Consider the following 25,142-nt stretch of genomic DNA (forward strand, 5'->3'; position numbering starts at 1 on the left):
GTCGTCCTCAGAAGCGGTAGGTGAGGTCGGCGCCGATGGTGCGCGGCGCGATGACGGCCGCGCCGAACGGGCTGCCGGCCGGACTCAAGCTCTGCGACTTGAGGTAGGTGACGCCGTCGCTGTCGGTCAGGTTCTTGCCATAGAAAGCCAGGCGCCAGTTGCCGTTCTCGATGCCGCCGCTGAGGTTGAACATGGTGTAGGACCCCACGTCGCGCGCGGCCCGCTGGCTGAAGTCCGAGCGGCGCTCGCCCGTGTAATTGAGCGTGGCGCCGGCGTAGGCGTTCCAGCCTGCGGCCACGGCCCAGCGGTAGTTGGCGCCGAGGGAGCCGGTGAGCTTGGGCACGAAGGGCAGGCGGTCGTCGTCCAGGCCGCCCGCGGCGGGCGCCGGTTCCGTCAAGCTGGCGTCGGTGTAGCCGACCGCGCTGCGCAGCGACAGGCCGGCCGCGGGGAACCAGGACATGGCCAGTTCGGCGCCGCGGCTGGTGGCGGCGCCGCCGTTGACGAAGAAGTTGAAGCCGGCCGCGCTGGTCTGGATCTGGATATCCTTCCACTCGGTGCTGAACAGGGCGGCTTCGAGCGATACCCGGCCGCCCAGCATCACCGACTTGTAGCCGACCTCGTAGCTGGTGAGGGTGTCGGGCTGGAAGGTCAGCGGCGCCAGCGTCGCCGCGGTCGGCGGCACCGCATTCGGCCCGCCCGGGCGGAAGCCGGTTGCCACCCGCGCATACAGGGCGTCGTCCGGTGTCGGCTTGTAGCTGGCGCTGGCCAGGTAGGTCGTCTTGTTCTTCGACGAGCCCGAGTCGATCAGCACCGGCACCGGCCCGACCAGCAGGCCGCTGTAATCCTGGATGTAGTCCTGGTCGTCCTTGCCGTGGCGGATGCCGGCGATCAGGTCGAGCTGCGGCGTGAGCGCCCAGGTGGCGTTGGCGAACACCGAGTATTCCTTGTAGCGGGTGTCGATCGAGGCCTTGGCGATGCTGGGCAGCGGCAGGTTGGCGCCGGTGGTGGTGGAGAAGGTGCGGAAGCCCGGGATCCGGTTTTCGCTCTCTTCCCTTGTGTAATACAGCCCGCCTTCGACGTCAAGCCGCTCCTCGAACGCGCTGGTGCGCAGACGCAGTTCCTGCGAGACGCGGCGGGTGGACGTGCCTTGGGCGTACTGGACTCCCAGGTCGGGGATGCCGAACAGCGGTCCCAAGGCGGCGCCATAGCCGGGCGTGGCGTCCAGGCCCTGCGAGGCGTCGACCTTCTGCACGGTGGTCGAAGACACCAGTTCGAAGCGCCCGAGCTGGCCGTTGATGGTGAGGTTGGCGACATCCAGCTTGGCGGTCGAGATCTCGTCGGCGAAGCGCCGCTGCATCAGTTCGCCGTATAGCGGACGCTGGGTGTCCGGGTCGACGTCGACCAGGGTGTTACCTAGCGACTTGACCCGCTGCGTGAGCGCGAAGGCGCTGAGCTTCCAGTCCGGATTGATCAGCCAGTTGAAGGCGATGCGGCCGCCCTCGACCTTCGACTCGTTGACGTCCTTGCGGCCATTGGTCTGGTCGATGTAGCCCGCGTCCGTGCGGCTGAAGGCCGACACCCGCAGCGCCATGTCGTCGTCGCCCAGCGGGATGTTGAGCGAGGCGCGCCCCACCTTGCCGTTGCCGCCGCCCTTGACCGCATTGCCGCCCAGAGTGACGCTGCCGCGCAGCTTGCGGTAGTCGGGGGCGGACGTGACATAGCGCAGCAGGCCGCCCATCGCGCCGGCGCCGTACAGCGTGCCTTGCGGGCCTTTGAGGATCTCCACCCGCTGCAGGTCGGCCGGATCGATGTCCGGCGTCACGGAGCTGCCGGCGGCATAGGCATTGACCGAACCGATCGGCGCCTCGTCGACATAGAACGCCGTGGTGGAAGCCGATTGCGCGACGCCGGTCGTGATGCCGCGCAGGGCGACCTGGGTGAAGCCCTGGCGGAACGAGGACAGCGACATGCCCGGCACCTGCGCCGCATAGTCTTCGAGCCTGACCTTGCCGTCGCGGGCCAGCTGCTCGGTATTGACTGCGGTGACCGAGGCCGGGACGTCGAGCGCGGCCTGTTCGCGCTTCTGCGCGGTGACGACCACCTTGTTGAGGCCCTCGTCGCTGACGGTCTGCTGGGCGGATGCGGGCAACGCCGCGAAGGCGCAGGCGAGCGATGCCGCCGTGGCGACGGCGGTGCGGGAAAAGCGCGGTGCGTATGGCATGAGTGTCTCCGAATTTTTTATGGTGTATTGTGCCGCGGTGCTACTGGACTGCCTGTTCAGCCAAAGATCTTGCCGGGGTTGAGAATGCCGTTCGGGTCCCAGGAGCGCTTGATCGACTGCATCAGGTCGACGACCTCGGCGCCGTATTCGAGCAGCAGCTTGGACTTCTTGCCCATGCCGATACCGTGTTCTCCGGTGCAGGTGCCGCCGACCGCCAGCGCGCGCTCGACCATGGCGGCGTAGACCCGGTCCACGGCGGCATGTTCGTCGGGGCGGTCCGGCATCGGCATGAACAGCACATGGAAGTTGCCGTCGCCGACGTGGCCCAGGATCGGCGCCACCAGGCCTTCGGCGTCGATCAGCGCGCGCGCTTCGGCCACGCTGCTCGCCAGGGCCGACATCGGCACGCAGATGTCGGCCACCACGCTGGTGCACCCGGGGCGCAGGGCGAGGGCGGCGAAATAGGCCAGGTGGCGCGCATGCCACAGGCGCGAGCGGTCCTCGGGACGGGTGGCCCATTCGAAATTGGTGCCCCCGTGGCCGGCGGCGACGTCCTGCGCCAGTTCGGCCTGTTCCTTGACCGCCAGCGGCGTGCCGTGGAATTCGAGGAACAGGGTCGGCATCTCGGCCAGCCCCAGGTTGGACAGCAGGTTGCAGGCGCGCACCTGGTGCTCGTCGAGGAATTCGATGCGCGCGAACGGCACGCCCGACATCGACAGCTCGGTCACCGCGTCGACCGCGGCTTCGAGGGTCGGGAAGGCGCAGCTGGCGGCCGCCACCTCGGTCGGCAGCGGATGCAGGCGCAGGGTGATTTCGGTGATCACGCCGAGCGTGCCTTCGGAGCCGGTCATCAGGTGCACCAGGTCGTAGCCGGCCGACGACTTGCGCGCGCGGGTGCCGATCCGGACCAGGCGGCCGTCGGCCAGCGCCACTTCGAGCGACTGCACGTTGTGGGCCATTGAGCCGTAGCGCAGCGTGGTGGTGCCCGAGGCGCGGGTGGAGACCATGCCGCCGATGGTGGCGTTGGCGCCCGGATCGACCGGGAAGAACAGGCCGGTGCCCTTCAGGTGGGCATTGAGCGCCTCGCGCGTGATGCCTGGCTGGACGATGCAATCGCTGTCCTCGGGATGGATCGCCACCACCGCGTCCATGCGCGACATGTCGATGCACACGCCGCCGAACGGCGCGCTGACGTGGCCTTCGAGCGAACTGCCGGCGCCGAAGGCGATGACCGGCACCCGGTGTTCATTGCACAGCGCGAGGATGGCGCAGACCTCGTACTTGTCGAGCGGCCAGACCACGACGTCGGGCGCCAGGCTGGTGGCCAGCCCTTCGCCGCGCGCATGCTGTTCGCGCACGGCCTGAACGATGCTGACGCGCTCGCCGAGCCGTTCCTGCAGGGTCGCGAGCACCGTGTCGACGGCGCCAAACTGGGTGAAAGGGTGTCTCGAACTCATGCTGTTTTCCTCGGCTGATTGTTGTGACTGCGAACCGAGAATACGCGCGGGGTTTTAACCTGTCAAACATGTTTGATATGTTTTTGTAGCTTCGTTGGCAGTCACTAAGGTATTTTCAGTTTCAACTGGACTACCTGTATGATATGTTATCCATAAAAAATATTATTGGAGACTCTATGGAAGACATCCGACCCGCCGTAATCCTCGTCCACGGCGCGACCCTGAACGGGCGCTCGTGGGACCCGGTCAGGCGCCGGCTCGAGCCGCGGCTACGCGTGCTGGCGCCCGACCTGCCGGGCCACGGCGCGCGCCGCGGCGAGCCGTTCACCCTGCAGGGCGGCGTCGACACGGTGGTGGCCTGCGCCCGCGCGCTGGGCAACGCACCGTTCATCCTTGCCGGCGACTCGCTCGGCAGCTATACCGCGCAGGCCGCGGCGGCGTCCCTGCCGCAAGACCGGCTCAAGGGCCTGGTGCTCGGCGGCGCCAGCCACGAATTCATCGGCTGGCCGGTGCTGCCCTACATGGCCAAGTCGCTCCTGTTTCGCACCATGCTGGCGCTGCGCGACGAGGACGTGCTGGTGCGTGACAAGATGCCGGCCACGCTGCGCGACTGCGGCATGAACGAGGCCGACGTGGCGGCCACGATGGAGGCCGGCGTCAGCCTGAAGGTGTTCGCGCAGGCGGTGCGCGCGCTGCACGGGGTCGACTTCAAGTCGATGCTGGCCGCGATCGCGCAGCCGACCCTGTTCATCAACGGCGACCAGGATCGTAATCACGTGCGCGGCGAAGCGCGCTATGTCGCGGCGGCGCGCCAGGCGCGCGTGCTGCGCTTCGCCGGCAGCGAGCATGGCGTGAGCCTGCGCCGCGCCGCCGACTATGCGGCGGCGGTCGACGACTTCGCGCGTCAAGTGCTCCCGCTTTCCTAGCCATCCGCCAGACCCAGGGCCGCCAGCCGCGGGCGCGCCGAACGCAGCGCCGCCAGCAGGCGCCGATCGTGCGCCAGCTCGCCCCACAGCGCCGCCTCGGCCGCGAAGGCGGCCAGCGGGTCGGGGGCTTCGCAGACGCGCCGCACCAGCGCCGGATCGAGTTCGCGGTCCTGGTAGTCGAGCGCCTCGCCGCCGGCGTGCCAGCGGCGCAGGAAGTGCAGGTACAGCAGCGGCAGCGGCGCCACGTCGTCGAGCGGCAGCGCGCGCGCCAGGCGCTCGCGGACGGTCGGCACGATGAACTGCGCCAGCTTGGCCGAGCTGTCGGCCAGCACCCGCTCGACGGTGTCGGCGATGGCGTCGCTGGCGAAGCGCGCCAGCACCGCATCGCGGTAGGCTTCCAGGTCGACCGGGCTCGGATGCAGGCAGTCGAACACGGCGCCGGTAACGTAGGCATGCGCCAGTGCCCGGATTCGTTCGTCGCGCACGCTGTCGTGGATGTACGTGTGACCAGCCAGCGCGCCGGCCCAGGCGAAGCAGCTGTGGCTCGCGTTCAGGATGCGGATCTTGGCTTCCTCGTACGGCACGACCGATGCCACCATGTGCGCGCCCACATCTTCCCAGACCGGGCGGCCATGGCGGAAGTCGTCCTCGATCACCCAGTCGCGCCACGCTTCGCAGCCGACGGCGGCCGGATCGTCGTATCCGGTCGCGGCCAGCACCCGCGCGCGCAGCGCCGGCGTGGGGCGCGGCGTGATGCGGTCGACCATCGAGTTCGGGAAGCTCGCGTGAACGCGCATCCAGTCCAGCGTGGCGCTGTCGCCGGCGAGCGCCAGGAACTGTTCCAGGCCGGCGCGCACGCGCTCGCCGTTATGCCGCAGGTTGTCGCAGCAGAGCAGGGTGAGTGGCCCTGCGCCGCCGGCGCGACGGGCACGCAAGATGGCGGTGAGCACGCCGTAGATGGTGGCGCCGGCCAGGTAGCCCGCTTCGGTGACCGTGAACGACACGATCCGGGTCGCGTCGGCGCTGCCCACGGCGATCACCCGGGCCAGCCCCGGCTCCCATGCGATCACGTCCGAGATGGCGCGGATGGTACGGTAAGCGCGGCTGCCGTCGGGCGCCACGGTTTCGAGGGTGTAGGCGCAGCCTTGCGCGCGCAGCACCGCGCCGGGGTCGAGCGGATCGGGGCGGATATTGGCGGCCACGATCGTCCAGCCGACGTGCCGGCCGGCGCGCTCGTGCAGGTCCTGCAGAAAGTCGGCCTGGTGGGCGCGGTGAAAGGCGCCCAGGCCGAGATGAAGGATGATGTTCGGGTATGTTTCCATGATCCTGTTTGATAGGTTGTTGGGAAATTGCTTGAGAATTTGGCCGATATCTGCGAATCTACCATCAACCTGTATGATAGGTTAACCAAAACATGGAGGCAGACGTGGCACTAGCCAGCAAATCGGAAACGACCCGCACAGCAATCATCGAGCATGCCCTCGGCGTTGCCAGCCATGATGGCCTGGAAGCGCTGACGCTCGGCACGCTGGCCGATTCCATGAAGATGAGTAAAAGCGGCGTGTTCAGCCGCGTCGGTTCGCGCGAAACCCTGCAACTGGCGGTGCTTGACAGGTATCGGCAGCGTTTCGAAGCCCAGGTCTTGCTGCCATCGCGGCTGGTGACCCCGGGCCTGCCGCGGCTGTGCCGCCTGTTCGACATGAGCCTGTTGCAGGTGGAGTCCGGACACTCGGCCGGCTGCTTCTATATCAGTTGCGCCGCCGAGTACGACGACCGTCCAGGCGCGGTGCGCCACGCGCTCACCGACAGCGTCGGCGCATGGCGCGACGCCTTCGAGCAGGGCGCGCGCGAGGCGGTCGCGCTGCGGCACCTGGCGGGCGATACCGATCCGGGCCAACTGGTGTTCGAGATCTATGCGCTGCTGCTGGCGGCGCAGCACGATATGCGGCTGCTGGAAAGAAGCGGCTCGAGCGCGCGGGCGCGCACCGGCTTCGAGCGCCTTCTGGCGCGTTGCGGTCATCGTGCACAGGATGGCGGGGCGGACCATGCATGAATCCCCGCTGGCGCAACGATTGCGCGCCCAGTTGCCGGGCATTCCCGCACACGACGTCGAGCGCTTCGCCGCGGCGCTGGGCGTCGCCGAACCCTACGTCGCGCCGCCGGTGCCCGACGGGGTCCCGGCCGGCACGCTGGCCGCGGCCCGGCATCGTTCCCGGGATGTCTATCCCGGCGTCGAGCGCGGCTATGCCCTGTACGTGCCGCAGCAGTACCGGGGCGACGCCGACGCGGCCCTGATGGTATTCCAGGATGGGCAGCGCTATCTCGGTCCAGAGGCCAATGCGGCGCGCGTGCTCGACCTCCTGATCGCCCAGGGCGAGATGCCGGTGACGCTGGCCCTGTTCGTCGAACCTGGCGAGACGGGGCCCGGCCTGCCGGTCTATGGCGGCGACGACAACCGCAGTATCGAGTACGATGCCCAGGGCGAGCACTATGTGCGCTTCCTGCTCGAGGAACTGCTGCCCGAGGCCCTGGCCGGCTACCGGGTGGCGACAAAGCCGGCGCTGCGCGCGATCGCCGGCATCAGCTCCGGCGGCCACTGCGCCTTCAATGCCGCCTGGGAGCGCCCGGACGTATTCGGCAAGGTGATGTCGCATTGCGGCAGCTTCGTCGACATCCGCGGCGGCGACGCCTGGCCCGGCCGGATCCGGCGCGAAGCAGCCAGGCCCTTGCGCGTCTTCCTCCAGAGTGGCGCGCACGATCTCGATATCCTGTATGGCAACTGGCTGCTCGCCAACCGCGCGATGGCGGCGGCGCTGGCCTACCGTGGCTACGATGCCATGCTGGAAGTGGGCGAGGGCGGCCACTCGTTAAGGCATGGCGGCGCGCTGCTGGCCGACAGCCTGCGCTGGCTGTGGCGCTAGTCCAGGCGCGGTGCTCGCGGCGCCGGCCATCGGCTGGCATTGCTCGGCGCGCAATGATGAATTGCGGGCGGTGCGGGTTCACGCCGCACGTACGATCGATGACAATGGACCTCGACCGCCGGCCGCCGGGCCGCCGCTCTTCCACCCCCACCAGAGAGGTCCACCATGTCAAGCCCCGCCGAAGTGCGCCCGCCGCTGCCGCCGTTCACCCGTGAATCCGCGATCGAGAAAGTCCGCCTGGCCGAAGACGGCTGGAATACGCGCGACGCCGCCCGGGTGTCGCTGGCCTACAGCCTCGAAACCCGCTGGCGCAACCGCGCCGAATTCGCCAATGGCCGCGACGAGGCGCGCGCCTTCCTCGAACGCAAATGGAACAAGGAGCTCGAATACCGCCTGATCAAGGAGCTGTGGGCCTTCACCGACAACCGCATCGCGGTGCGCTACGCCTACGAGAGCCGCGACGATTCCGGTAACTGGTACCGCTCGTATGGCAACGAAAACTGGGAGTTCGGCCCGGATGGCCTGATGGTCAATCGCTACGCCTGCATCAACGACATGCCGATCAAGGAAGAAGAGCGCAAGTTCCGCTGGCCGCTGGGACGCCGTCCGGACGACCATCCAGGGCTGTCCGACCTGGGGCTTTGATCCGCCCGCACCGCGCCTGACCGTCCCGCTCTCCATGCCGACGCCAGCGTTGCTTTTGGCGAAACAATGAATTTCAGCCGGTATCTATTCACTAAATAGTCTGTATTTACGATAATGATGGTGCGCGCCATTCCGGCCAGGGGGCCGGGGCGCCTGCACGATCGGTGAACAATGATTGGACCTTTGACTGGAAGCGATTCCGGAACCTGTACGCTGTCGTTCGACCGCTTCGACATCGAACTCCGCACGCGGCGCCTGAGCCGCGACGGCGCCGCGGTCCGGATCGGCGCCCGCGCCTTCGACATCCTGTGGCTGCTGGCCGAGGCGCCCGGACAGGTGCTCGAGCACCGCTACCTGATGGAGCGGGCCTGGGCCGGCCGCGTGGTCGGCGAGGCCAACCTGCGGGTACAGATCGCCGCCTTGCGTCGCGCGCTCGACACCGGCGGCGTGGAACGCTATATCCTGAACGTGCCCGGACGCGGCTACCTGCTGACCGCGCCGGTGGTGCGGCGCTGACGGCCGGCTGCGGCGGGCGCGCCTTCGTAGCATGCGCCGCCGTTCATGGCGTTCTCCTGCTGTCCCGATAAATCTCCGCATCCGCCGCGACCAGCCCGGTCACCTGGTCGATATCGGACGGCCGGAACCCGGCGTCGTGCATGCGCCGCAGCGCCTCCAGCGGCGGCGCGCCCGGATGCGCCAGCAGGGCCGCCACGTAGGCCAGGCAGGCGCTGGCCTTGGCGTCGTGGCTGTCGCCCGCCTCACTGGCCATCATCTCGGCGCCGTTCATGCCGGCCGCGCGCCCGCGCTCGCGCAGGGCCAGGATCTTCAGTGTGGTGGCGCCGGGACCGGCGCGGCGGCGCGCCAGGAACAGGTCGATGCGAATCCGGGTGCGCGGATCAAGTCCGGTGTCGCCGGCGGCGCCGGGAACGCCGGCCGATTCATGCAGGTCCATGGTGATTATCGCGTCCGATGATTGCTGATGCCGCCATTCTGCGAAATAATGACCGCCATTGGAATCGGCGTGCAGCGCAAGTCAATATTTCGCAAGGAGAAACGCGTGGACCAGCTCCATCTGATGAATGTCTTCGTGGCGGTCGGCGAAGAAGAAGGCTTCGCGGCGGCGGCCCGGCGCCTCGACCTGTCGCCGGCCGCCGTCACGCGGGCCATCGCCGGCCTTGAGGAAAAGCTGGGCGTCAAGCTGCTGCTGCGTACGACGCGCAATGTGCGCCTGACCGAAGCGGGACGCCGCTATCTCGACGACACGCGCGCCATCCTGGCCAGCATCGTCGAAGCCGACGAGGCGGCGGCCGGCGTCAACGCGGCGCCCAAGGGCAACCTGTCGGTGACGGCCTCGGTCCTGTTCGGCAAGGCCTTCGTCATGCCCTGCATCGTGCAATTCCTGAACGAGTACCCCGAAGTCGAGGTGTCGGCGCTGTTCCTGGACCGGATCGTGAACCTGGTCGACGAAGGCATCGACGTCGCCGTGCGCATTGGCCACCTGCCGGATTCGAGCCTGAAGGCCCTGCGCGTGGGCCAGGTGCGGCGCGTGCTGTGCGCCTCGCCCGAGTATCTCGCCAAACATCCCTTGCCGCAGCATCCGTCCGACCTGCTGCGCCACACGATCATCGCCGCCACCGGCATCTCGCCGCGGGTCGAATGGAAGTTCGGCGCGGTCGACGATCCGACCATGGTGCGACTGCGCCCGCGCCTGACCGTGACCAGCAACGACGCCGCCATCGAAGCCGCCTGCGCGGGGCTGGGCATCTGCCGCCTGCTGTCCTACCAGATCGCCGACGAGCTGACCGCCGGCCGCCTGAAGATCGTCCTGTCCGAGTACGAAGAGGCGCCATGGCCGGTGCACCTGGTGCACCGCGAGAGCAAATTCGGCTCGTCGAAGGTGCGCAATTTCATCGACCTGCTGGCCGACCACCTGCGCGCCAATCCGCACCTGAACTGATCCGGCTTTCCTGCGCGCGTATGCGAAGCGCCCGCAAGTCTCCGGTTCAGCCGATAATGTCGGGCTTGACCCATCGAACGACTCGGAGACACCATGAGCGACACCGCCAGCCGCCCCGGCCCGTCCACGGCCGCGAACGGCCCGGCCCTGCTGGAAGAGGCCTACCGCAAGACCACCTGGCGCCTGATCCCCTTCATCTTCGTCTGCTACCTGTTCAATTACCTGGACCGGGTCAACGTCGGCTTCGCCAAGCTCGAGATGCTCGATGCCCTGCAGTTCAGCGAGACCATCTACGGCCTGGGCGCCGGCATCTTCTTCATCGGCTACGTCACCTTCGGGGTGCCGAGCAATCTTATACTGCAGCGGCTGGGGGCGCGGCGCTGGATCGCGGTCATGATGATGGCCTGGGGTTCGCTGTCGGCCTGCATGCTGTTCGTGACCACGCCAACGGAATTCTATGTGCTGCGCTTCCTGACCGGCGTGGCCGAAGCCGGCTTCTTCCCCGGCATGGTGCTGTACTTCACCCGCTGGTACCCATCGCAGCGGCGCGGCCAGGTGATGGCGCTGTTCATGGCGGCGATCCCCGTCTCGGGCCTGCTCGGCGGCCCGCTGTCGGGCTGGATGCTCAGCCACTTCGGCCACGGCCAGGGTGGCATGGATGGCTGGCAGTGGCTGTTCCTGCTGCAAGGCCTGCCGACCGTGTTCCTGGGCCTGGCCGCCATCTTCTACCTGACCGACGACGTGGCGCAGGCGCGCTGGCTGGGCGCCGACGAAAAGGCCGCCGTGCAGGATGCCCTGGCGCGCGACGAGCGCGAGCGCCCGGCCGGGGCCCAGGCCGCGCAGCCGCTGCGCGCGCTGCTGCTCGACCGCCATGTCTGGATGCTCGGCTTCATTTACTTCAGCATCAAGATGGGGGCGTATGCGATCAACTTCTGGCTGCCGTCGATCATCCAGGCGCTTGGCTTCGAGGACCCCGGCACGGTCGGCTGGCTGAGCGCCATTCCCTACCTGTTCGCCTGCGTGTTCATGGTGCTGGTCGGCCGTTCGGCCGACCGCCGGCGCGAGCGCCGCTGGCACCTGTCGGCGCCGCTGTTGATGGCGCTGGCGGGCCTGCTGATGGCCGCGAATTTCTCGAACGACGTCGTGATCGTGATGGTGGGCTTGAGCCTGGCCACGATGGGCGCGCTGGCCGGCCTGCCGATGTTCTGGCCGCTGCCGGCGGCGTTCCTGAGCACCGCGGCGGCGGCCGGCGGCCTGGCCCTGATCAATTCACTGGGGCAGGTGGCCGGCTTCGTCAGCCCCTTCCTGGTCGGCTGGATCAAGGACGCCACAGGCAGCACCGACGCCGCGCTGTACATCCTGTCGAGCGTGCTGTTCGTCGGCGCCATGCTGGTGCTGGCGGTGCCGGCGCGGCTGGTCAATCGCTGAGCAGCGCCGACACGTACAGCATCAGCTTGTCCTCGCTGCGCCCCAGGTCGAGTCCCGTCAGCTCGCCGATCCGGCGCAGGCGGTAGTCGAGCGTGTTGCGGTGGATGCCGAGCGCGGCGGCGGTGGCGGCCGCGTTCTCATTGTGCGCGAACCAGGTGTCGAGCGTGGCGCGCAGCATGGCGCGGCTCCTGTCCTGCGTCAGGCGCGCCAACGGCATGCGCAGCTGGAGCGCCTGCCAGCCGCTGTCCAGGCCCGACAGCAGCACCGGCAGCGCCAGGTCGTAGTAGCTGAATACCTGCGCGCGCGGATGGCGCAAGCGCCCCAGCCGGCCGGCAGTGCGCGCGCTCTGGTAAGAGACGGTGGCGCCTTCGAGGCCGGGCAGGGCGATGCCCATCGCGAGCGTGAAAGGCAGTTCGCATTCCTCGCGCAGCAACTGGATCAGCGCTTCCAGGCGCCGCTGCGGCGTCGTCTCGAAGCCCTTGCGGCCCGCTTCCCATGCGTCGAGCAGCACCATTTCGGACGGGCCGACGGTGGCCGTCAAGGCATCCTCGCGCCGCGCCAGCAAGCGTGTCTGCAGGCGCTGGATGTCGTGCAGGGCGCTCGCGGCGCCGTTCGGATCGGGCTGCAGCTCGAGCAGGAATACCAGTTGCATGCGCTCCAGGTCCAGTCCCAGACGCCGCGCCCAGCCCTCGAGTTCGGGCCGCTGCGATGCGTCGCCCCGGATCAGGTTCAGCACGAAGGCTTCGCGGTAGCGCGCGTTGTCCTGCAATTCGGCGGCCAGCGCCGCCTGCTCCAGGATCATCTCGGCCGTCAGGCGCACCAGTTCGCCGAACTGGCGCACCTCGTCCGGCGCGCCGCTCAGGCCCACCACGCCGCACACCTGGCCGCCCACGCACAGGGGCAGGTTGGTGCCCGGCTGGGCGCCATGCAGCTTGCGCGCGGCGGCCGCGTCGATCTCGACCGCCAGCTTCTTGGCCAGCGCCAGCAGGGCGCCCGCGTGCAGCTCGCCGACCCGTTCGGGATTGCCGCTGGCGAGGATCACGCCATGCGCATCCATCACATTGACGTTGAACGGAATGATGCGCATGGTGCGGGTGACGATGTCCTGCGCGAGGCGGCTGTCGAGGATCTGCATGGGAAGGTAAATGTTGGGTGGCCTTGTGATTATGCACAAAAGCGGCTGCTTCGACGACGCCGGCACGGGCGAAGAATTGTTCAACTTGTGAACATGCACGAAAAATGCCGGCGAAATCATGCCGCTGTTTGTGCGTGTCGCCGACGCTGGAAGTCCCTTGTTTGGCCGATAATCTGGTGGATCACTTATTAGAAAATCGGAGACAGCATGAGCACCACCGCAAGCACATCCGGCAACCAGGGCGGCTTTGCTGCGGCCCTGCTCGACGGCGCCTACCGCAAGGCCACCTGGCGCCTGATCCCCTTCATCTTCGTCTGCTACCTGTTCAACTACCTGGACCGGGTCAACGTCGGCTTCGCCAAGCTCGAGATGCTCGACGCCCTGCAGCTCAGCGAAACCGTGTACGGCCTGGGCGCCGGCATCTTCTTCATCGGCTACGTCACCTTCGGGGTGCCGAGCAACCTGATCCTGCACCGGCTCGGCGCGCGGCGCTGGATCGCCATCATGATGATGGCCTGGGGCACTCTGTCGGCCTGCATGCTGTTCGTGACCACGCCGATGGAATTCTATGTGCTGCGCTTCTTCACCGGCGTGGCCGAAGCCGGCTTCTTCCCCGGCATGGTGCTGTACTTCACCAAGTGGTTCCCGGCCCACAAGCGCGGCCAGGTGATGGCGCTGTTCATGTCGGCGATCCCCGTTTCGGGCCTGATCGGCGGCCCGCTGTCGGGCTGGATGCTGAGCCACTTCGCCCACGGCCAGGGCGGCATGGATGGCTGGCAGTGGCTGTTCCTGCTGCAAGGCCTGCCGACCGTGTTCCTGGGCGTGGCGGTGTTCTTCTACCTGAACGACGGCATCCAGCAGGCCGGCTGGCTCACCGATGAAGAAAAGACGGCGATGCAGGATGCGCTCGACCAGGACGAGAAGCAGCGCGCGACAGGCTTGCACGCCGTGCATTCCTTCGGCGCCGTGCTGCGCGACTGGCATGTGTGGATGCTGGGCTTCATCTACTTCAGCATCCAGATGGGCGTCTACGCGATCAACTTCTGGCTGCCCTCGATCATCAAGTCGCTCGGCTTCGAGAGCGCGACCACGGTCGGCTGGCTGAGCGCGATTCCCTACCTGTTCGCCGGCGTGTTCATGGTGCTGGTGGGCCGCTCGGCCGACCGCCGGCGCGAACGCCGCTGGCACCTGTCGGCGCCCCTGCTGATGGCGCTGGTAGGCCTGCTGCTGGCCGCGAATTTCTCGAGCAATGCCGTGATCGTGCTGGCCGGCCTGAGCCTGGCGACGATGGGCGCGCTGACCGGCCTGCCGATGTTCTGGCCACTGCCGGCGGCCTTTCTCGGCAGCGCGGCGGCGGCCGGCGGCCTGGCCCTGATCAATTCGATGGGCCAGGTGGCCGGTTTCGTCAGCCCCTTCCTGGTCGGCTGGATCAAGGACGCCACCGGCAGCACCGACGTCGCCCTGTATATCCTGTCGAGCGTGCTGTTCGTCGGCGCCATGCTGGTGCTGGTGGTGCCGGCGCGCCTGGTCAACCGTTGATACTGGAGCGCACCATGAAGATTGTCATTGCTCCCGATTCGTTCAAGGAAAGCCTGTCGGCGCTCGAGGCAGCGAGCGCCATCGAGGCCGGCTTTCGAGAAGTGTTTCCCGACGCCACCTATGTCAAAGTGCCGGTGGCCGATGGCGGCGAAGGTACCGTCGAGGCCATGATTGCCGCCACCGATGGCCGCCGCGTCGATTTGCAGGCCACCGGCCCGCTGGGCCGACCGGTCGACGCCTTTTATGGCCTGACTGGCGGCGATAATGTGATCGCAGTGATCGAGATGGCCGCCGCCAGCGGCCTTGAACTGGTAGCGCCTGGCGAGCGCGATCCATTACGGGCCACCAGCCGCGGCACAGGTGACCTGATCCGCGCCGCGCTCGACGCTGGCGCGCGCCGCTTCATCCTGGGCGTGGGCGGCAGCGCCACCAACGATGGCGGGGCCGGCATGCTGCAGGCACTGGGCGTCGGCCTGTTCGACGCGCAAGGAGCGCAACTGGCGCCGGGTGGCGCTGCGTTGGCGGCCCTCGATCGGATCGATGTGTCCGGGCTCGACTCGCGCATCAAGGAAAGCGTGTTCGAGGTGGCCTGCGACGTGAGCAATCCACTGGTGGGCCCCACAGGCGCATCCGCGGTCTTCGGCCCGCAGAAGGGGGCCACGCCGGACATGGTGGCACAACTCGACGCCAACCTGCGCCACTATGCAAGCGTGATCGTGCGCGACCTGGGACAGGACGTGGCCGACGTTCCGGGCGCCGGCGCCGGCGGCGGCATCGCCACGGCGATGCTGGTATTCCTGCACGGGCGCCTGCGTCCGGGCAGCGAGATCGTGACCGACGCGGTCGGCCTGGACGCGCAGGTAGCGCAGGCCGACCTGGTCGTCACCGGCGAAGGCCGCATCGACGGCCAGACCGTCAACGGCAAGACGCCGATCGGCGTGGCACGCGTGGCCCGGCGCCACGGCAAGCCGGTGATCGCCATCGGCGGCTGCCTGGCGAACGATGCAAGCGCGGTGCACGCCCACGGCATCGCCGCCACCTTCAGCACCGTCATGAAGGCGGGGACGGTGGCCGAGGCGCTGGCCGGCGCCCGCTTCAACCTGCACAGCGCGGCGCGCAATATCGCGGCCGCCGTCAAGCTGGGCATGGACCTGAAAAGCTAGATTGGCAACGGCGTGTCGACTTTTTTCAGGGTGCGCAGCACGAAGCTCGACTTGCTGTGGCGGATGCCGGGGATCTTGTACAGGCGTTCGCGCAGCAGGCGTTCGTAGTCGCGGGTGTCCTTGACCGCGATGCGCAGCAGGTAGTCGTAGTCGCCCGAGATCAGCGACGCTTCGAGCACCTCGGGAATCGATTCGAGCGCGCGTCCGAATTCGTACAAGGTCTCTTCGCTGTGGCTGTCCAGGGTGACCTGGACGATCAGCGTGTCGTGATAGCCGAGGGTGGGCAGGTCGACCTTGACCGTGTAGGCCTGCAGCGCCCCGCAATCGCTCATGCGCTTGATGCGGTTCCAGCACGAGGTGGTCGACAGGCCGACCGCGGCGCTGATCTCCTGCAGCGGCGTGCGCGAGTCGCGCAGCAGGATGCCGAGGATGGCGAGATCGCTGGCATCGAAAGATTTTTTGTCCTGGCTCATATTCCGTGAAAATTGTTCAGGTAATTCACCAATTCTAGCGGAAAATATGAAGCACTTTCATGTCTTTCGTCGATAGACTTCAAGGCATGAAACCACATCCCGAATTCCTGCCCCCGTCCACCGGCAAGGTCGCGCTGACCGGCGCCGGCCTGCTGCTCGATACCCTGGTCGCCTGCGGCGTCGATACCGTGTTCGGCTATCCCGGCGGCGCCGTGCTGCCGCTGTACGATGCGCTGGCCCAGGATGGCCGCCTGCGCCATATCCTGGTGCGCCACGAACAGGCCGCCGTCCACGCGGCGCAGGGATATGCGCGTTCCACCGGCCGGCTGGGCGTCGTGTTCGTGACGTCCGGACCGGGCATTGCCAACACCACCTCCGGCCTGCTGGACGCGCTGAGCGACTCGATTCCCGTGCTGTGCATCAGCGGCCAGGTCGCGACTACCTCAATCGGCACCGACGCCTTCCAGGAGTGCGACGCGCTCGGCATCTCGCGCACGGTCACCAAGTGGAATACGCAAGTCCAGGCCACCCGCGACATCGTCGCCACGATCCGCCGCGCGGTGGGCGAGGCCACGGAAGGGCGTCCCGGCCCGGTGCTGGTGGACGTGCCCAAGGATATCCAGGCGCGCGCGGTGGACGCCGCGGACTTCGGGCGGCAAACGAAGCCGGCCCCGCAGCTGCGCGCCGCGAACGACGATCCCGGTGGCCTGGATGCGGCCGCCGCGCTGATCCGCCATGCGCGGCGTCCCGTGTTCTACGGCGGCGGCGGCTTGATCAATTCCGGGTTCGATGCCTGCGCCGCTTTCACGCGCCTGGTGCGCTGGAAGAACGCGCCATGCACGCTGACCCTGATGGGACTTGGCGCCTTTCCGGCGTCCGACCCGCGCTGGCTCGGCATGCTGGGCATGCACGGCACGCTGGAAGCGAACCTGGCAATGCATGGCGCCGACCTGGTGGTATGCGTCGGCGCGCGCTTCGACGACCGGGTGACCGGGCAGCTGTCCGAATTCTGCCCGAACGCGAAGATCGTCCACGTCGACATCGACCCGCGTTCGATCGGTAAGGTGGTGGCGGCCGACGTCGGCCTGCGCGGCGATTGCGGCGCCGTGCTGCGCGGCCTGCTCGACCGGCTGGCCGACCTGCGCCACGACCATTCCCTGCTGGCCGACTGGTGGCGCACGATCGACGGCTGGCGCGCCGCGCGCTGCCTGGACTACACGGCGCAGGCCGCGACCATCGTCCCGCAGCAGTTGATGGCCACGCTGGCCGGGCGCCTGGCGGGCAGGGAGGCAATCGTCTCGACCGACGTCGGCCAGCACCAGATGTGGGCGGCCCAGTACCTGGGCTTCGATGCGGCTCGGCGCTGGCTGACCTCGGGCGGCGCCGGCACCATGGGCTATGGCCTGCCGGCCGCGATCGGGGCCCAGGTGGCGCACCCGGACGCGCTGGTGGTGTGCGTCAGCGGCGACGCCTCGGTGCTGATGAATATCCAGGAACTGGCGACCGCCGTGCAGCACCGCTGCCCGGTCAAGCTGGTCCTGTCGAACAACGGCTGCATGGGCATGGTGCGCCAGTGGCAGGAGCTGCACCATGGCGGGCGCTATAGCCACAGTTATTCCGAAGCCATGCCCGACTTCGTGGCCCTGGCGCGCGCCTTCGGCTGGGAGGCGCGGCGGGTCGAGCATCCCGGCCAGCTGGAAGAAGCGCTGGATGCCTGCCTGGCATCCGAGCGGCCCTACCTGCTCGACGTCGTCGTCGAGCAAACCGAGAACTGCTTCCCGATGATGCCGGCCGGGCGCGGGCACCATGAAATCATGCTGGGCAAGGATCGCTGGTATCGAAGCGACAGGACTTGCTCTTATTGAAAATGATTCTCATTCGCGATAAGATGCTGGTTTCGTCCACGATTCCTGCATCCGATGCCGCCACCCGCGCTTGCCCGTTCCTCGCCCGCCGTCGTCACGCCGTCCGCGGCATTGTCCGCCCGGCGGCGCTGGCGCCTGCCGACCCTGCGCGAGGTCTGGTTCCAGCTGCACTGGTTCGTCGGCATCACGGCCGGCACCCTGCTGGCCGTGATCGGCCTGACCGGCGCCATCCTCGCCTTCGAGGACGAGATCGTCGAGGCGCTCAATCCCGGCGTGTTCAGCGTCGCGCCGGAACAGCGTCCGCGCCTGGGTCCCGAGCAGATCCTGCTGGCGGCGCAGCAGGCCCGCCCCGGCATGCGGGTCGCCAGCCTGACCTTCAAGTCCGAGGCGGACAGCAGCGCCAGCGTGCGCTTCGCGCCGCCGCCGGGCGAGCGGCGCGGCCCTGAAATCCACATCCATCCCTATAGCGGCGCGCTGCTGCCCGCGGCCCGGGGCGAGGCGTTCTTCCAGTTCGTCGATTCGACCCACCGCTGGCTGCTGCTGCCGCGCGCCCCGGGCCGCATCGTGCTCGGCATCCTGGCCCTGTGCCTGGTCGGCCTGGCGCTCAGCGGCCTGTACCTGCGCTGGCCGCGCAACAAGGACTGGCGCAGCTGGCTGACCTTCAACACGAAGCTGCGCGGGCGTTCCTTCCTGTGGGCGCTGCATGCGATCGCCGGCACCTGGGCCCTGGTCGCCTACCTGGTGGTGGCCGGCACGGGACTGTACTGGAGTTTCGACATCGTGCGCGGCACCTTGCAGGACTGGGCCGGCACGCCGTCGTCGCAGCCACGCGAGGGCAGGTCCGCCGCCGTGCGCGGCGAGGGCGGCCTGGCGCCGGCCTGGCAGGCGTTCGTCGCCAGGGCCCCGGACTGGTCGAACGCCACCATCCGCCTGCCGGAGCGCGGAAGCGGCGCCTACCAGCTGACCTGGGTGGCGCAGGATGCACCGCACGACCGCGCCCGCAACCGCATGACGCTCGGCGCCGACGGCACGGTGCGCCAGGACGAGCGCCATGCCGACATGAGCACCGGCCAGCGCGCCTTGAGCACCATCCGGCCGCTGCACACCGGGACGTATTTCGGCTTGCCGGGGCGGATCGTCATGATGCTGGCCAGCCTGGCCCTGCCGGGTTTCGCGATCACCGGCTGGATGCTGTACCTCGGCCGCCGGCGCCAGAAGCGTGCGCTGGCGCGCGAACGCAGCCTGGCCGCGCAGGCCGGCGCGCATACCTCCGGCGCGCCGGTGCTGGTGGCCTTCGCGACCCAGGGCGGCCAGGCCGAAAGGATCGCGCTGCACAGCGCCGCCGCCTTGCGCGCCGGCGGCCGCGCGGTCGACCTGCGCGCGGTGTCGGCACTGGCGCCGGGCGACCTGGCCGGCTACGGGCAGGCGCTCTTCGTGGCCAGCACCTTCGGCGAAGGCGAGGCGCCGGATGCCGCGCGCCGTTTCAGCCGCGAGCTGGAGGCGTGGCAGTCCATGTTCGACGATTGCCGCTTCGCCGTGCTGGCGCTGGGCGACCGCAACTACGCCCAGTTCTGCGGCTACGGCCACGCGCTGCAGCTCCGCTTGCTGGCGCTGGGCGGCGCGCCGCTGTTCCCGCTGGTCGAAGTCGACCAGGGCGACCCGGTAGCGCTAGCGCGCTGGATGCAGGCGCTGGGCGGCCTCGGCGCCGCCGCCGGCGCGCTGCCGCCAGCCGCCGAGGATGCCGCGTTTTCCGACTGGGTGCTGCATTCGCGGCGCCTGCTCAACCCCGGCAGCCTGGGTGCGCCGCTGTACGACATCGCCCTGCGGCCTGCCGCGGATGCGCGCTGGCAGCCGGGCGACCTGATCGAGGTCGCCGTTCCCGCAGCGCCTTCGGCGCCGCGCCGCTACTCGATCGCCAGCGTGCAGGAAGATGGCGCGGTGGAGCTGCTGGTGCGCCAGCAGCGTTACGCGCAAGGGCTTGGCCTGGCGTCCGGCTGGCTGACCGAACAGATGGCAATCGGCCAGGCGGTGCAGGCCCGCCTGGTCGCCAATCCGGGCTTCCACGCGCCGGTCGACGACGTACCTTGCATCTATATCGGCAACGGCTCCGGCATGGCGGGCCTGCGCGGACACCTGCGCGGCCGGGCCGCGATGGGACGGCGCCGCAACTGGCTGCTGTTCGGCGAGCGCCAGCGCGCCATCGACAGCCTGTGCGAGGCCGAACTCGCGGTCTTGCGGGCCGAGGGCATGCTGCCGGAGCTCGACCTGGCGTTCTCGCGCGACCCCGGGCCCGAATACGTGCAGGACCGGCTGCATGCGCGCGCCGACCTGCTGCGCCAGTGGATCGACGACGGCGCCGTGATCCACGTCTGCGGCAGCCTGCAGGGCATGGCCGGTGCGGTGCACGAGGCGCTGGTCGCCATCCTTGGACAGGCCCTGGTCGAGCGCCTGATGGATACTGGCCGCTACCGGCGCGACGTCTATTGATCCTGTTCTTCCACGCACCCGGCCATCGCCGGTAGCGGCCCGAGCCATTCTTCTGGGGGAGGCGCCAGCAGGGTGCGGCGGCTGTCGCTATACTGCGCGGATGAATCAAGACCCTTCCTGCGCCGGCGCCGATTTCCATACCCTGGTGGCGGCGCGCCGCAACTTCACGCTGCGGCGCCTGCATGCGCCGGGGCCCGACGACGCCGCGCTGGTGCGCCTGGTCGAAGCCGCCGCTCATGCGCCCGACCACGGCCTGTTGCGGCCCTGGCGTTTCGTGCTGGTCCCGCAGGCGCGCCGGGCCGACCTGGGCCAGGTGTTTGCCGACGCCCTGGCCGAGCGCGATCCGGACTGCGGCCAGGAGGCGCTGGACAATGCGCGCGACAAGGCGTTTCGCGCGCCCTGCCTGCTGGTGGCCGTGCTGCGCGACGAGGCGGGACCGAAGGCGATTCCCGTGGCTGAAAAACTGGTGTCGCTCGGCTGCGCGCTGCAGAACCTGCTGCTCGCGGCCGGGGCGGAAGGCTATGCCAGCGGCCTGGCCAGCGGAGCCGCCATGGACAGTCCCGGTATGCGCGGCCTGCTGCGCCTGGCGCCGCACGAGACCGCGATCTGCTTCATCGGCCTGGGCACCGCGGCCACCGGTAAACCGCCGCGCCCGCGGCCGGACGCGGCGGAGTTCCTGAGCAGCCTGTGACGCAAGAGCGAGGACTTCCGCGCAATTCTCATTGAAAACGGTACTTTCCTGCGCGACAACAAATCGCGCTTGCTGTACTATTTGCGGCTATACCCAACCGGATGGGCCAACCATGGCGCGCATCGATCGATGAATACAGCTGCACTATCCCAGGCAGGGATCGGCGAAGGCCAATGGCGCGACTGGCCGCCCGCGCTGCGCCTGGCAGCCTCGCTGGTGCAGGAGTCGCCGGCGCCGATGTGGCTCGCCTGGGGCGAGACGCTGGCGCTGTTCGCCAACGAAGCCTGCGCCGCACTGTGGCCAGCTGTTCGCGCCCGCCCACAGGGGGAACCTGCCGCCGAGGTCTGGGGCGCGGCCTGGGAAGCGTTGCGGCCGACGGCCATGCGCGCGTTCGAGGGCAGGGGAGGCCAGGTCGAGGAGCTGGAGCTGGAGCTGGAGCTGGATGCCGATCGTGCGCCAGGCTGGGCGACGTTCTCGTTCACGCCGCTGCGCGACGACGACGGCCGCGTGTGCGGCTTGCTGTGCACGATGCACGATGTGACTGCGGCGGTGCTCGCCCGGCAGCGCCTGCGCGACAGCGAGGCGGCGGCCGCGCTGCGCAGCGCGCAGACGCTGGAGACCGCGGAACGCTACCGGCTGGCCGTGCTGTCGACTAACGACGCCGTCTGGGACTGGAATATGGCCGATGGCCACGTGATCTGGAACCAGGCGGTGCAGACCCTGTTCGGCCACCAGCACGACGCGACCAGCGCCGACTGGTGGCTCGAGCACATTCACCCCGATGACCGGCCGCGCATCGACTGCACCATCCACGCCGTGATCGACAGCCAGGACAGCAGCTGGTCGGGCGAATACCGCTTCCGGCGCGCCGATGGCAGCTATGCCGAGATCTACGACCGTGGCACGGTGCTGCGCGATGCCGAGGGGCGGGCGCTGCGCATGATCGGCGCGATGCTCGACCTCAGCGAACAAAGGGCGACCCGGGCCGCGCTGCAGGAAAGCGAGCGCCTGTTCCGCACCCTGTTCGAATCGATCGACGAGGGCTTTTGCGTGATCGAATTCCTGGACGGTCCGCATGGCCCGCTGAACGACTACGTGCACGTGCTGGCCAATCCGGCCTATGCGGCCAATGCCGGCATCGAGGATGTGGTCGGGCAGCGCGCCAGGGAGCTGGTGCCCGAGGAAGCCCAGGGCTGGATCGACATCTACCGCCAGGTTCTGGAAAGCGGCCAGCCGACCCGCTTCGAGCGCGCGCTGGAGCGCACCGGCCGCTTTCTCGAACTGGCGGCGCTGCGCATCGAGCCGCCTGAGCGGCGCCAGGTCGCGGTGCTGTTCCAGGACATCACGCAGCGCCACCGCGCCGAGCTGGCGTTGCGCGACATGAACGACACGCTCGAGCGCCGCGTGGCGCAGGAGCTCGAGCGCCACGCGCGCATGGAAGAAGCGCTGCGCCAGTCGCAAAAGATGGAAGCGGTCGGCCAGCTCACCGGCGGCATCGCGCACGACTTCAACAATATGCTGGCGGTGGTCTCGAATGCGATGGAACTGCTCGGCCGGCGCCTGGCGGGCGGCGACGAGCGCGCGCTGCATTACGTCGGCCTGGCCAAGGGCGGGGTGCGGCGCGCCGCCCAATTGACCCAGCGGCTGCTGGCGTTCTCGCGCCAGCAGCCGCTGAGGCCCGAACCGGTGCGCGCCAACGACCTGGTGGCCGGCATGTCGGAGCTGCTCCGGCATTCGCTGGGCGGCGCGGTCGTGGTCGAGCTGGAGCTGGGCGGCGATCCCTGGCTGCTGCACGTCGACCACAACCAGCTCGAACATGCGATCCTGAACCTGGCCGTGAATGCGCGCGACGCGATCGTGGACGGGGGCGGGCAGGGCGGCCGCCTGCTGATCCAGACCGCCAACCGCGTGCTCGACCGGCATGACTTCGTGGAGCTGGGGGATGCGGCGCCTGCCGACTACGTGATGATCGCGCTGGCCGATACCGGCGCCGGCATGCCGCGCGAGGTGCTCGACAAGGCCTTCGAACCCTTCTTCACCACCAAGGAAGTGGGGCGCGGCACCGGCCTGGGCCTGAGCCAGGTGTACGGCTTCGTCAAGCAGTCCGGCGGCCAGGTGCGGATCGCGTCCACGCCGGGCGAGGGGACGCGGGTCGAGCTGTACCTGCCGCGCCACCTGGCGCCGGATGTGGCGAGTGCGCCGGGCGTGGCGGCGCCTGAAGTCGTGCGCGCGCGCGCCGGCGAGACGGTGCTGGTGGTGGACGACGAAGCCGCGGTGCGCGACCTGTCGGCCGAGATGCTCGGGATGCTGGGCTATGCGGTGCACGTGGCCGATGGCGCGGCGGCGGCCTTGCGCCTGCTCGACGCCCAGCCCGGGATCGCCCTGCTGCTGTCGGACGTCCTGATGCCGGAACTCGACGGGCGCCAGCTCGCGGCCCTGGCCCTGCAGCGGCGGCCCGGCCTGCCGGTGCTGTTCGCCAGCGGCCATGCGCGCGAGGTCGAGGCGGTCGAGGGCATGGCCGGGCCGGCGCGGGTGCTGGCCAAGCCGTTCACGCTGGCCCAGCTGGCGAGCCAGGTGAGGATGGCGCTCGACGGCGAGTGACGCGATGGTTTTCAGCCTTCCCTGATATTTTCAACAGCTAGCTCGGCTGTTTTTGATCCACATCATTTTTTTGCCGGGCCAACGGCAGGTAGCATGCGGCATGCGCGCTCACCGCTACGGTGCGCGTGCGTTTCGACCGATTTTTACGGGCTTCGCCCCCCATGTCCACCGTGAGCCGACACCGCATCGCACCCCGCCAGTTCCTGGCAAAGCTGCCCCTGTTCGCCGGCCTGGCGCCGGAGCAGCTCGACCTGCTCGCGCAGGCAACCACCGAGCTGCACCTGGCGCGCGGCCGGGTGGTGGTCGAGCGCGGCGCTCACTGCACCGGCCTGCACGCCGTGATCTATGGCGACGTCAAGCTGGGCATCGTTTCGCCCGAAGGGGGCGAGAAGGTGGTCGAACTGATCGGCCCCGGCCAGACCTTCGGCGAGGCGCCGCTGTTCATGGAACGCCCCTACCTGACCCAGGCCGAGACCCTGGCCGACAGCATGCTGCTGCACATCGCGACGGAGGCGATCCTGGCCCAGATCGAGCGCGATCCCGGCTTCGCGCGGCGCCTGCTGTGGTCCATGAGCCGGCGCCTGCACGGCCTGATCGCGGACGTCGAGTCGTACACGCTGCGCAGCGGCAGCCAGCGCATCGTCAGCTACCTGCTCAAGGACAATCCGCCGCAGGGCGCACAGGTGACGCTGGCGGCGCGCAAGAAGATGATCGCCTCGCGCCTGTCGCTGTCGCCCGAGTATTTTTCGCGCGTGCTGCACGATATGGCGCACCGTGGCATGGTCGGCATCGCGGGGCGCAGCATCACCATCCTCGATATCGAGCGGCTGCGCGCCTATCAGGGTTGACGAGGGGTGCCCGAAAAAGCGCACGATCGTGCGTAACTTTGTCCGTGACGGCGGTCGCACGGGATCGTGTCGCTTCGGCTAGAATGTTTGCCCATGAATGGAAGCCTGCCTTCCACGCCGCGACATCCAAGCTATAGGAAGACCATGAGTACCGACAGCAACCTGAACGAAGCCCAGAACACCCAGTTGCGCATCGACGCGCTGGAATACCACCGCAGTCCGACCCGCGGCAAGATCGAGGTGGTCGCCACCAAGCCGCTGTCGAACCAGCGCGACCTGTCGCTGGCCTATTCGCCGGGCGTGGCCTACGCCTGCGAGGAAATCGCCGCCGACCCGGCCACCGCCTACGACTACACCTCGCGCGGCAACCTGGTGGCCGTGATCTCGAACGGCACGGCGGTGCTGGGCCTCGGTAACATCGGCCCGCTGGCCTCGAAGCCGGTCATGGAAGGCAAGGGCTGCCTGTTCAAGAAATTCGCCGGGGTCGACGTGTTCGACCTGGAGCTCGACGAACTCGATCCGGACAAGCTGGTCGACGCCATCGCCATGCTCGAGCCGACCGTGGGCGGCATCAACCTCGAAGACATCAAGGCGCCGGAATGCTTCTACATCGAGAAGAAGCTGCGCGAGCGCATGAACATCCCGGTCTTCCACGACGACCAGCACGGCACCGCGATCATCTCGACCGCGGCGCTGCTCAACGCGCTGAAGGTGGTGGGCAAGGACATCGGCCAGATCAAGCTGGTCGCCTCGGGCGCCGGCGCGGCCGCCATCGCCTGCCTGGA

General features: G+C 68.7%; 20 protein-coding genes and 1 pseudogene. 15 read left to right on the forward strand and 6 right to left on the reverse strand.

Annotated features, from left to right (window positions below; all coding sequences use genetic code 11):
* Nucleotides 1-7: 7 nt before the first annotated feature.
* Entirely contained in the window at nucleotides 8-2,221 is a 2,214-nt protein-coding gene (locus Q9246_RS17600) for a TonB-dependent receptor (RefSeq protein ID WP_306391954.1), read from the reverse strand.
* A gap of 56 nt (nucleotides 2,222-2,277) precedes the next feature.
* Nucleotides 2,278-3,678, reverse strand: coding sequence for an FAD-binding oxidoreductase (locus tag Q9246_RS17605; protein ID WP_306391955.1), 1,401 nt, complete (start codon nucleotides 3,676-3,678; stop codon nucleotides 2,278-2,280).
* Between the two features lie 176 nt (nucleotides 3,679-3,854).
* Here Q9246_RS17605 and Q9246_RS17610 point away from each other — a divergent pair, with 176 nt between their 5' ends.
* The gene (locus Q9246_RS17610; RefSeq protein ID WP_306391957.1) at nucleotides 3,855-4,604 is read left to right on the forward strand and encodes an alpha/beta fold hydrolase; all 750 of its coding nucleotides are present in this window, start codon (nucleotides 3,855-3,857) and stop codon (nucleotides 4,602-4,604) included.
* Here the strand turns inward: Q9246_RS17610 and Q9246_RS17615 are convergent.
* The gene (locus Q9246_RS17615; RefSeq protein ID WP_306391959.1) at nucleotides 4,601-5,926 is read right to left on the reverse strand and encodes a mannitol dehydrogenase family protein; all 1,326 of its coding nucleotides are present in this window, start codon (nucleotides 5,924-5,926) and stop codon (nucleotides 4,601-4,603) included. The two genes, Q9246_RS17610 and Q9246_RS17615, sit on opposite strands and share 4 nt — an antisense overlap.
* Nucleotides 5,927-6,030: 104 nt before the next feature.
* Here Q9246_RS17615 and Q9246_RS17620 point away from each other — a divergent pair, with 104 nt between their 5' ends.
* From Q9246_RS17620 to Q9246_RS17635, 4 genes are all read left to right on the forward strand, one after another.
* Complete coding sequence (locus tag Q9246_RS17620; protein WP_306391960.1) at nucleotides 6,031-6,657, forward strand: TetR/AcrR family transcriptional regulator; 627 nt, start codon at nucleotides 6,031-6,033, stop codon at nucleotides 6,655-6,657.
* Nucleotides 6,650-7,525: an alpha/beta hydrolase gene (locus tag Q9246_RS17625; RefSeq protein WP_306391962.1), complete on the forward strand. Its 876-nt coding sequence runs from the start codon at nucleotides 6,650-6,652 to the stop codon at nucleotides 7,523-7,525. The genes Q9246_RS17620 and Q9246_RS17625 overlap by 8 nt, the downstream gene beginning before the upstream one ends.
* 165 nt (nucleotides 7,526-7,690) lie before the next feature.
* The gene (locus Q9246_RS17630) at nucleotides 7,691-8,170 is read left to right on the forward strand and encodes a nuclear transport factor 2 family protein (RefSeq protein ID WP_306391963.1); all 480 of its coding nucleotides are present in this window, start codon (nucleotides 7,691-7,693) and stop codon (nucleotides 8,168-8,170) included.
* 183 nt (nucleotides 8,171-8,353) lie between these two features.
* Nucleotides 8,354-8,686, forward strand: a complete 333-nt coding sequence (locus Q9246_RS17635; protein WP_306391964.1) for a winged helix-turn-helix domain-containing protein — start codon at nucleotides 8,354-8,356, stop codon at nucleotides 8,684-8,686.
* 43 nt (nucleotides 8,687-8,729) lie between these two features.
* On the opposite strand, the gene Q9246_RS17640 is transcribed toward Q9246_RS17635, so the two are convergent.
* Nucleotides 8,730-9,122: a hypothetical protein gene (locus tag Q9246_RS17640; protein ID WP_306391965.1), complete on the reverse strand. Its 393-nt coding sequence runs from the start codon at nucleotides 9,120-9,122 to the stop codon at nucleotides 8,730-8,732.
* A gap of 105 nt (nucleotides 9,123-9,227) precedes the next feature.
* Here Q9246_RS17640 and Q9246_RS17645 point away from each other — a divergent pair, with 105 nt between their 5' ends.
* Together Q9246_RS17645 and Q9246_RS17650 are read left to right on the forward strand one after the other, a co-directional pair.
* Nucleotides 9,228-10,127: a LysR family transcriptional regulator gene (locus tag Q9246_RS17645; protein ID WP_306391966.1), complete on the forward strand. Its 900-nt coding sequence runs from the start codon at nucleotides 9,228-9,230 to the stop codon at nucleotides 10,125-10,127.
* A gap of 93 nt (nucleotides 10,128-10,220) precedes the next feature.
* The gene (locus Q9246_RS17650) at nucleotides 10,221-11,555 is read left to right on the forward strand and encodes an MFS transporter (RefSeq protein WP_306391967.1); all 1,335 of its coding nucleotides are present in this window, start codon (nucleotides 10,221-10,223) and stop codon (nucleotides 11,553-11,555) included.
* On the opposite strand, the gene Q9246_RS17655 is transcribed toward Q9246_RS17650, so the two are convergent.
* Entirely contained in the window at nucleotides 11,545-12,690 is a 1,146-nt protein-coding gene (locus tag Q9246_RS17655) for a sugar diacid recognition domain-containing protein (protein ID WP_306391968.1), read from the reverse strand. The genes Q9246_RS17650 and Q9246_RS17655 overlap by 11 nt on opposite strands.
* Before the next feature lie 207 nt (nucleotides 12,691-12,897).
* Between Q9246_RS17655 and Q9246_RS17660 the strand changes: the two genes are divergently transcribed.
* Together Q9246_RS17660 and Q9246_RS17665 are read left to right on the forward strand one after the other, a co-directional pair.
* Entirely contained in the window at nucleotides 12,898-14,229 is a 1,332-nt protein-coding gene (locus Q9246_RS17660; protein ID WP_306391969.1) for an MFS transporter, read from the forward strand.
* Nucleotides 14,230-14,243: 14 nt separating this feature from the next.
* The gene (locus Q9246_RS17665) at nucleotides 14,244-15,392 is read left to right on the forward strand and encodes a glycerate kinase (protein ID WP_306391970.1); all 1,149 of its coding nucleotides are present in this window, start codon (nucleotides 14,244-14,246) and stop codon (nucleotides 15,390-15,392) included.
* Here the strand turns inward: Q9246_RS17665 and Q9246_RS17670 are convergent.
* Entirely contained in the window at nucleotides 15,389-15,865 is a 477-nt protein-coding gene (locus tag Q9246_RS17670) for an Lrp/AsnC family transcriptional regulator (protein ID WP_306391971.1), read from the reverse strand. The two genes, Q9246_RS17665 and Q9246_RS17670, sit on opposite strands and share 4 nt — an antisense overlap.
* A gap of 86 nt (nucleotides 15,866-15,951) precedes the next feature.
* On the opposite strand from Q9246_RS17670, the gene ilvB reads away from it, so the two are divergent.
* From ilvB to Q9246_RS17700, 6 genes and pseudogenes are all read left to right on the forward strand, one after another.
* On the forward strand, nucleotides 15,952-17,730 hold the full coding sequence (gene ilvB / locus Q9246_RS17675) for a biosynthetic-type acetolactate synthase large subunit (protein WP_306391972.1): 1,779 nt from the start codon (nucleotides 15,952-15,954) through the stop codon (nucleotides 17,728-17,730).
* Nucleotides 17,731-17,784: 54 nt separating this feature from the next.
* Nucleotides 17,785-20,217 (forward strand): PepSY domain-containing protein, encoded by a 2,433-nt coding sequence (locus tag Q9246_RS17680; RefSeq protein ID WP_306391973.1) that lies wholly within the window; start codon nucleotides 17,785-17,787, stop codon nucleotides 20,215-20,217.
* Nucleotides 20,218-20,317: 100 nt separating this feature from the next.
* Nucleotides 20,318-20,908, forward strand: a complete 591-nt coding sequence (locus Q9246_RS17685; RefSeq protein ID WP_306391974.1) for a nitroreductase family protein — start codon at nucleotides 20,318-20,320, stop codon at nucleotides 20,906-20,908.
* Between the two features lie 129 nt (nucleotides 20,909-21,037).
* Nucleotides 21,038-23,509 (forward strand): hybrid sensor histidine kinase/response regulator, encoded by a 2,472-nt coding sequence (locus tag Q9246_RS17690; protein WP_306391975.1) that lies wholly within the window; start codon nucleotides 21,038-21,040, stop codon nucleotides 23,507-23,509.
* 161 nt (nucleotides 23,510-23,670) lie between these two features.
* Entirely contained in the window at nucleotides 23,671-24,357 is a 687-nt protein-coding gene (locus Q9246_RS17695; RefSeq protein ID WP_306391976.1) for a Crp/Fnr family transcriptional regulator, read from the forward strand.
* Between the two features lie 144 nt (nucleotides 24,358-24,501).
* Nucleotides 24,502-25,140, forward strand: a pseudogene (locus Q9246_RS17700) (NADP-dependent malic enzyme); the annotation flags it as partial.
* Between the last annotated feature and the right edge of the window lie 2 nt (nucleotides 25,141-25,142).

The organism is Telluria beijingensis (assembly GCF_030770395.1).
In the GTDB taxonomy this organism is placed as follows: Bacteria; Pseudomonadota; Gammaproteobacteria; order Burkholderiales; family Burkholderiaceae_D; genus Telluria; species Telluria beijingensis.

Coding starts and splice junctions, on each gene's coding strand:
- Q9246_RS17600 (WP_306391954.1), bottom strand. CDS start 2,221: ATGCCATACGCACCGCGCTTTTCCCGCACCGCCGTCGCCACGGCGGCA.
- Q9246_RS17695 (WP_306391976.1), top strand. CDS start 23,671: ATGTCCACCGTGAGCCGACACCGCATCGCACCCCGCCAGTTCCTGGCA.
- Q9246_RS17640 (WP_306391965.1), bottom strand. CDS start 9,122: ATGGACCTGCATGAATCGGCCGGCGTTCCCGGCGCCGCCGGCGACACC.
- Q9246_RS17605 (WP_306391955.1), bottom strand. CDS start 3,678: ATGAGTTCGAGACACCCTTTCACCCAGTTTGGCGCCGTCGACACGGTG.
- Q9246_RS17630 (WP_306391963.1), top strand. CDS start 7,691: ATGTCAAGCCCCGCCGAAGTGCGCCCGCCGCTGCCGCCGTTCACCCGT.
- Q9246_RS17615 (WP_306391959.1), bottom strand. CDS start 5,926: ATGGAAACATACCCGAACATCATCCTTCATCTCGGCCTGGGCGCCTTT.
- Q9246_RS17685 (WP_306391974.1), top strand. CDS start 20,318: ATGAATCAAGACCCTTCCTGCGCCGGCGCCGATTTCCATACCCTGGTG.
- Q9246_RS17625 (WP_306391962.1), top strand. CDS start 6,650: ATGCATGAATCCCCGCTGGCGCAACGATTGCGCGCCCAGTTGCCGGGC.
- Q9246_RS17670 (WP_306391971.1), bottom strand. CDS start 15,865: ATGAGCCAGGACAAAAAATCTTTCGATGCCAGCGATCTCGCCATCCTC.
- Q9246_RS17660 (WP_306391969.1), top strand. CDS start 12,898: ATGAGCACCACCGCAAGCACATCCGGCAACCAGGGCGGCTTTGCTGCG.
- Q9246_RS17690 (WP_306391975.1), top strand. CDS start 21,038: ATGAATACAGCTGCACTATCCCAGGCAGGGATCGGCGAAGGCCAATGG.
- Q9246_RS17655 (WP_306391968.1), bottom strand. CDS start 12,690: ATGCAGATCCTCGACAGCCGCCTCGCGCAGGACATCGTCACCCGCACC.
- Q9246_RS17665 (WP_306391970.1), top strand. CDS start 14,244: ATGAAGATTGTCATTGCTCCCGATTCGTTCAAGGAAAGCCTGTCGGCG.
- Q9246_RS17680 (WP_306391973.1), top strand. CDS start 17,785: ATGCCGCCACCCGCGCTTGCCCGTTCCTCGCCCGCCGTCGTCACGCCG.
- ilvB (WP_306391972.1), top strand. CDS start 15,952: ATGAAACCACATCCCGAATTCCTGCCCCCGTCCACCGGCAAGGTCGCG.
- Q9246_RS17610 (WP_306391957.1), top strand. CDS start 3,855: ATGGAAGACATCCGACCCGCCGTAATCCTCGTCCACGGCGCGACCCTG.
- Q9246_RS17650 (WP_306391967.1), top strand. CDS start 10,221: ATGAGCGACACCGCCAGCCGCCCCGGCCCGTCCACGGCCGCGAACGGC.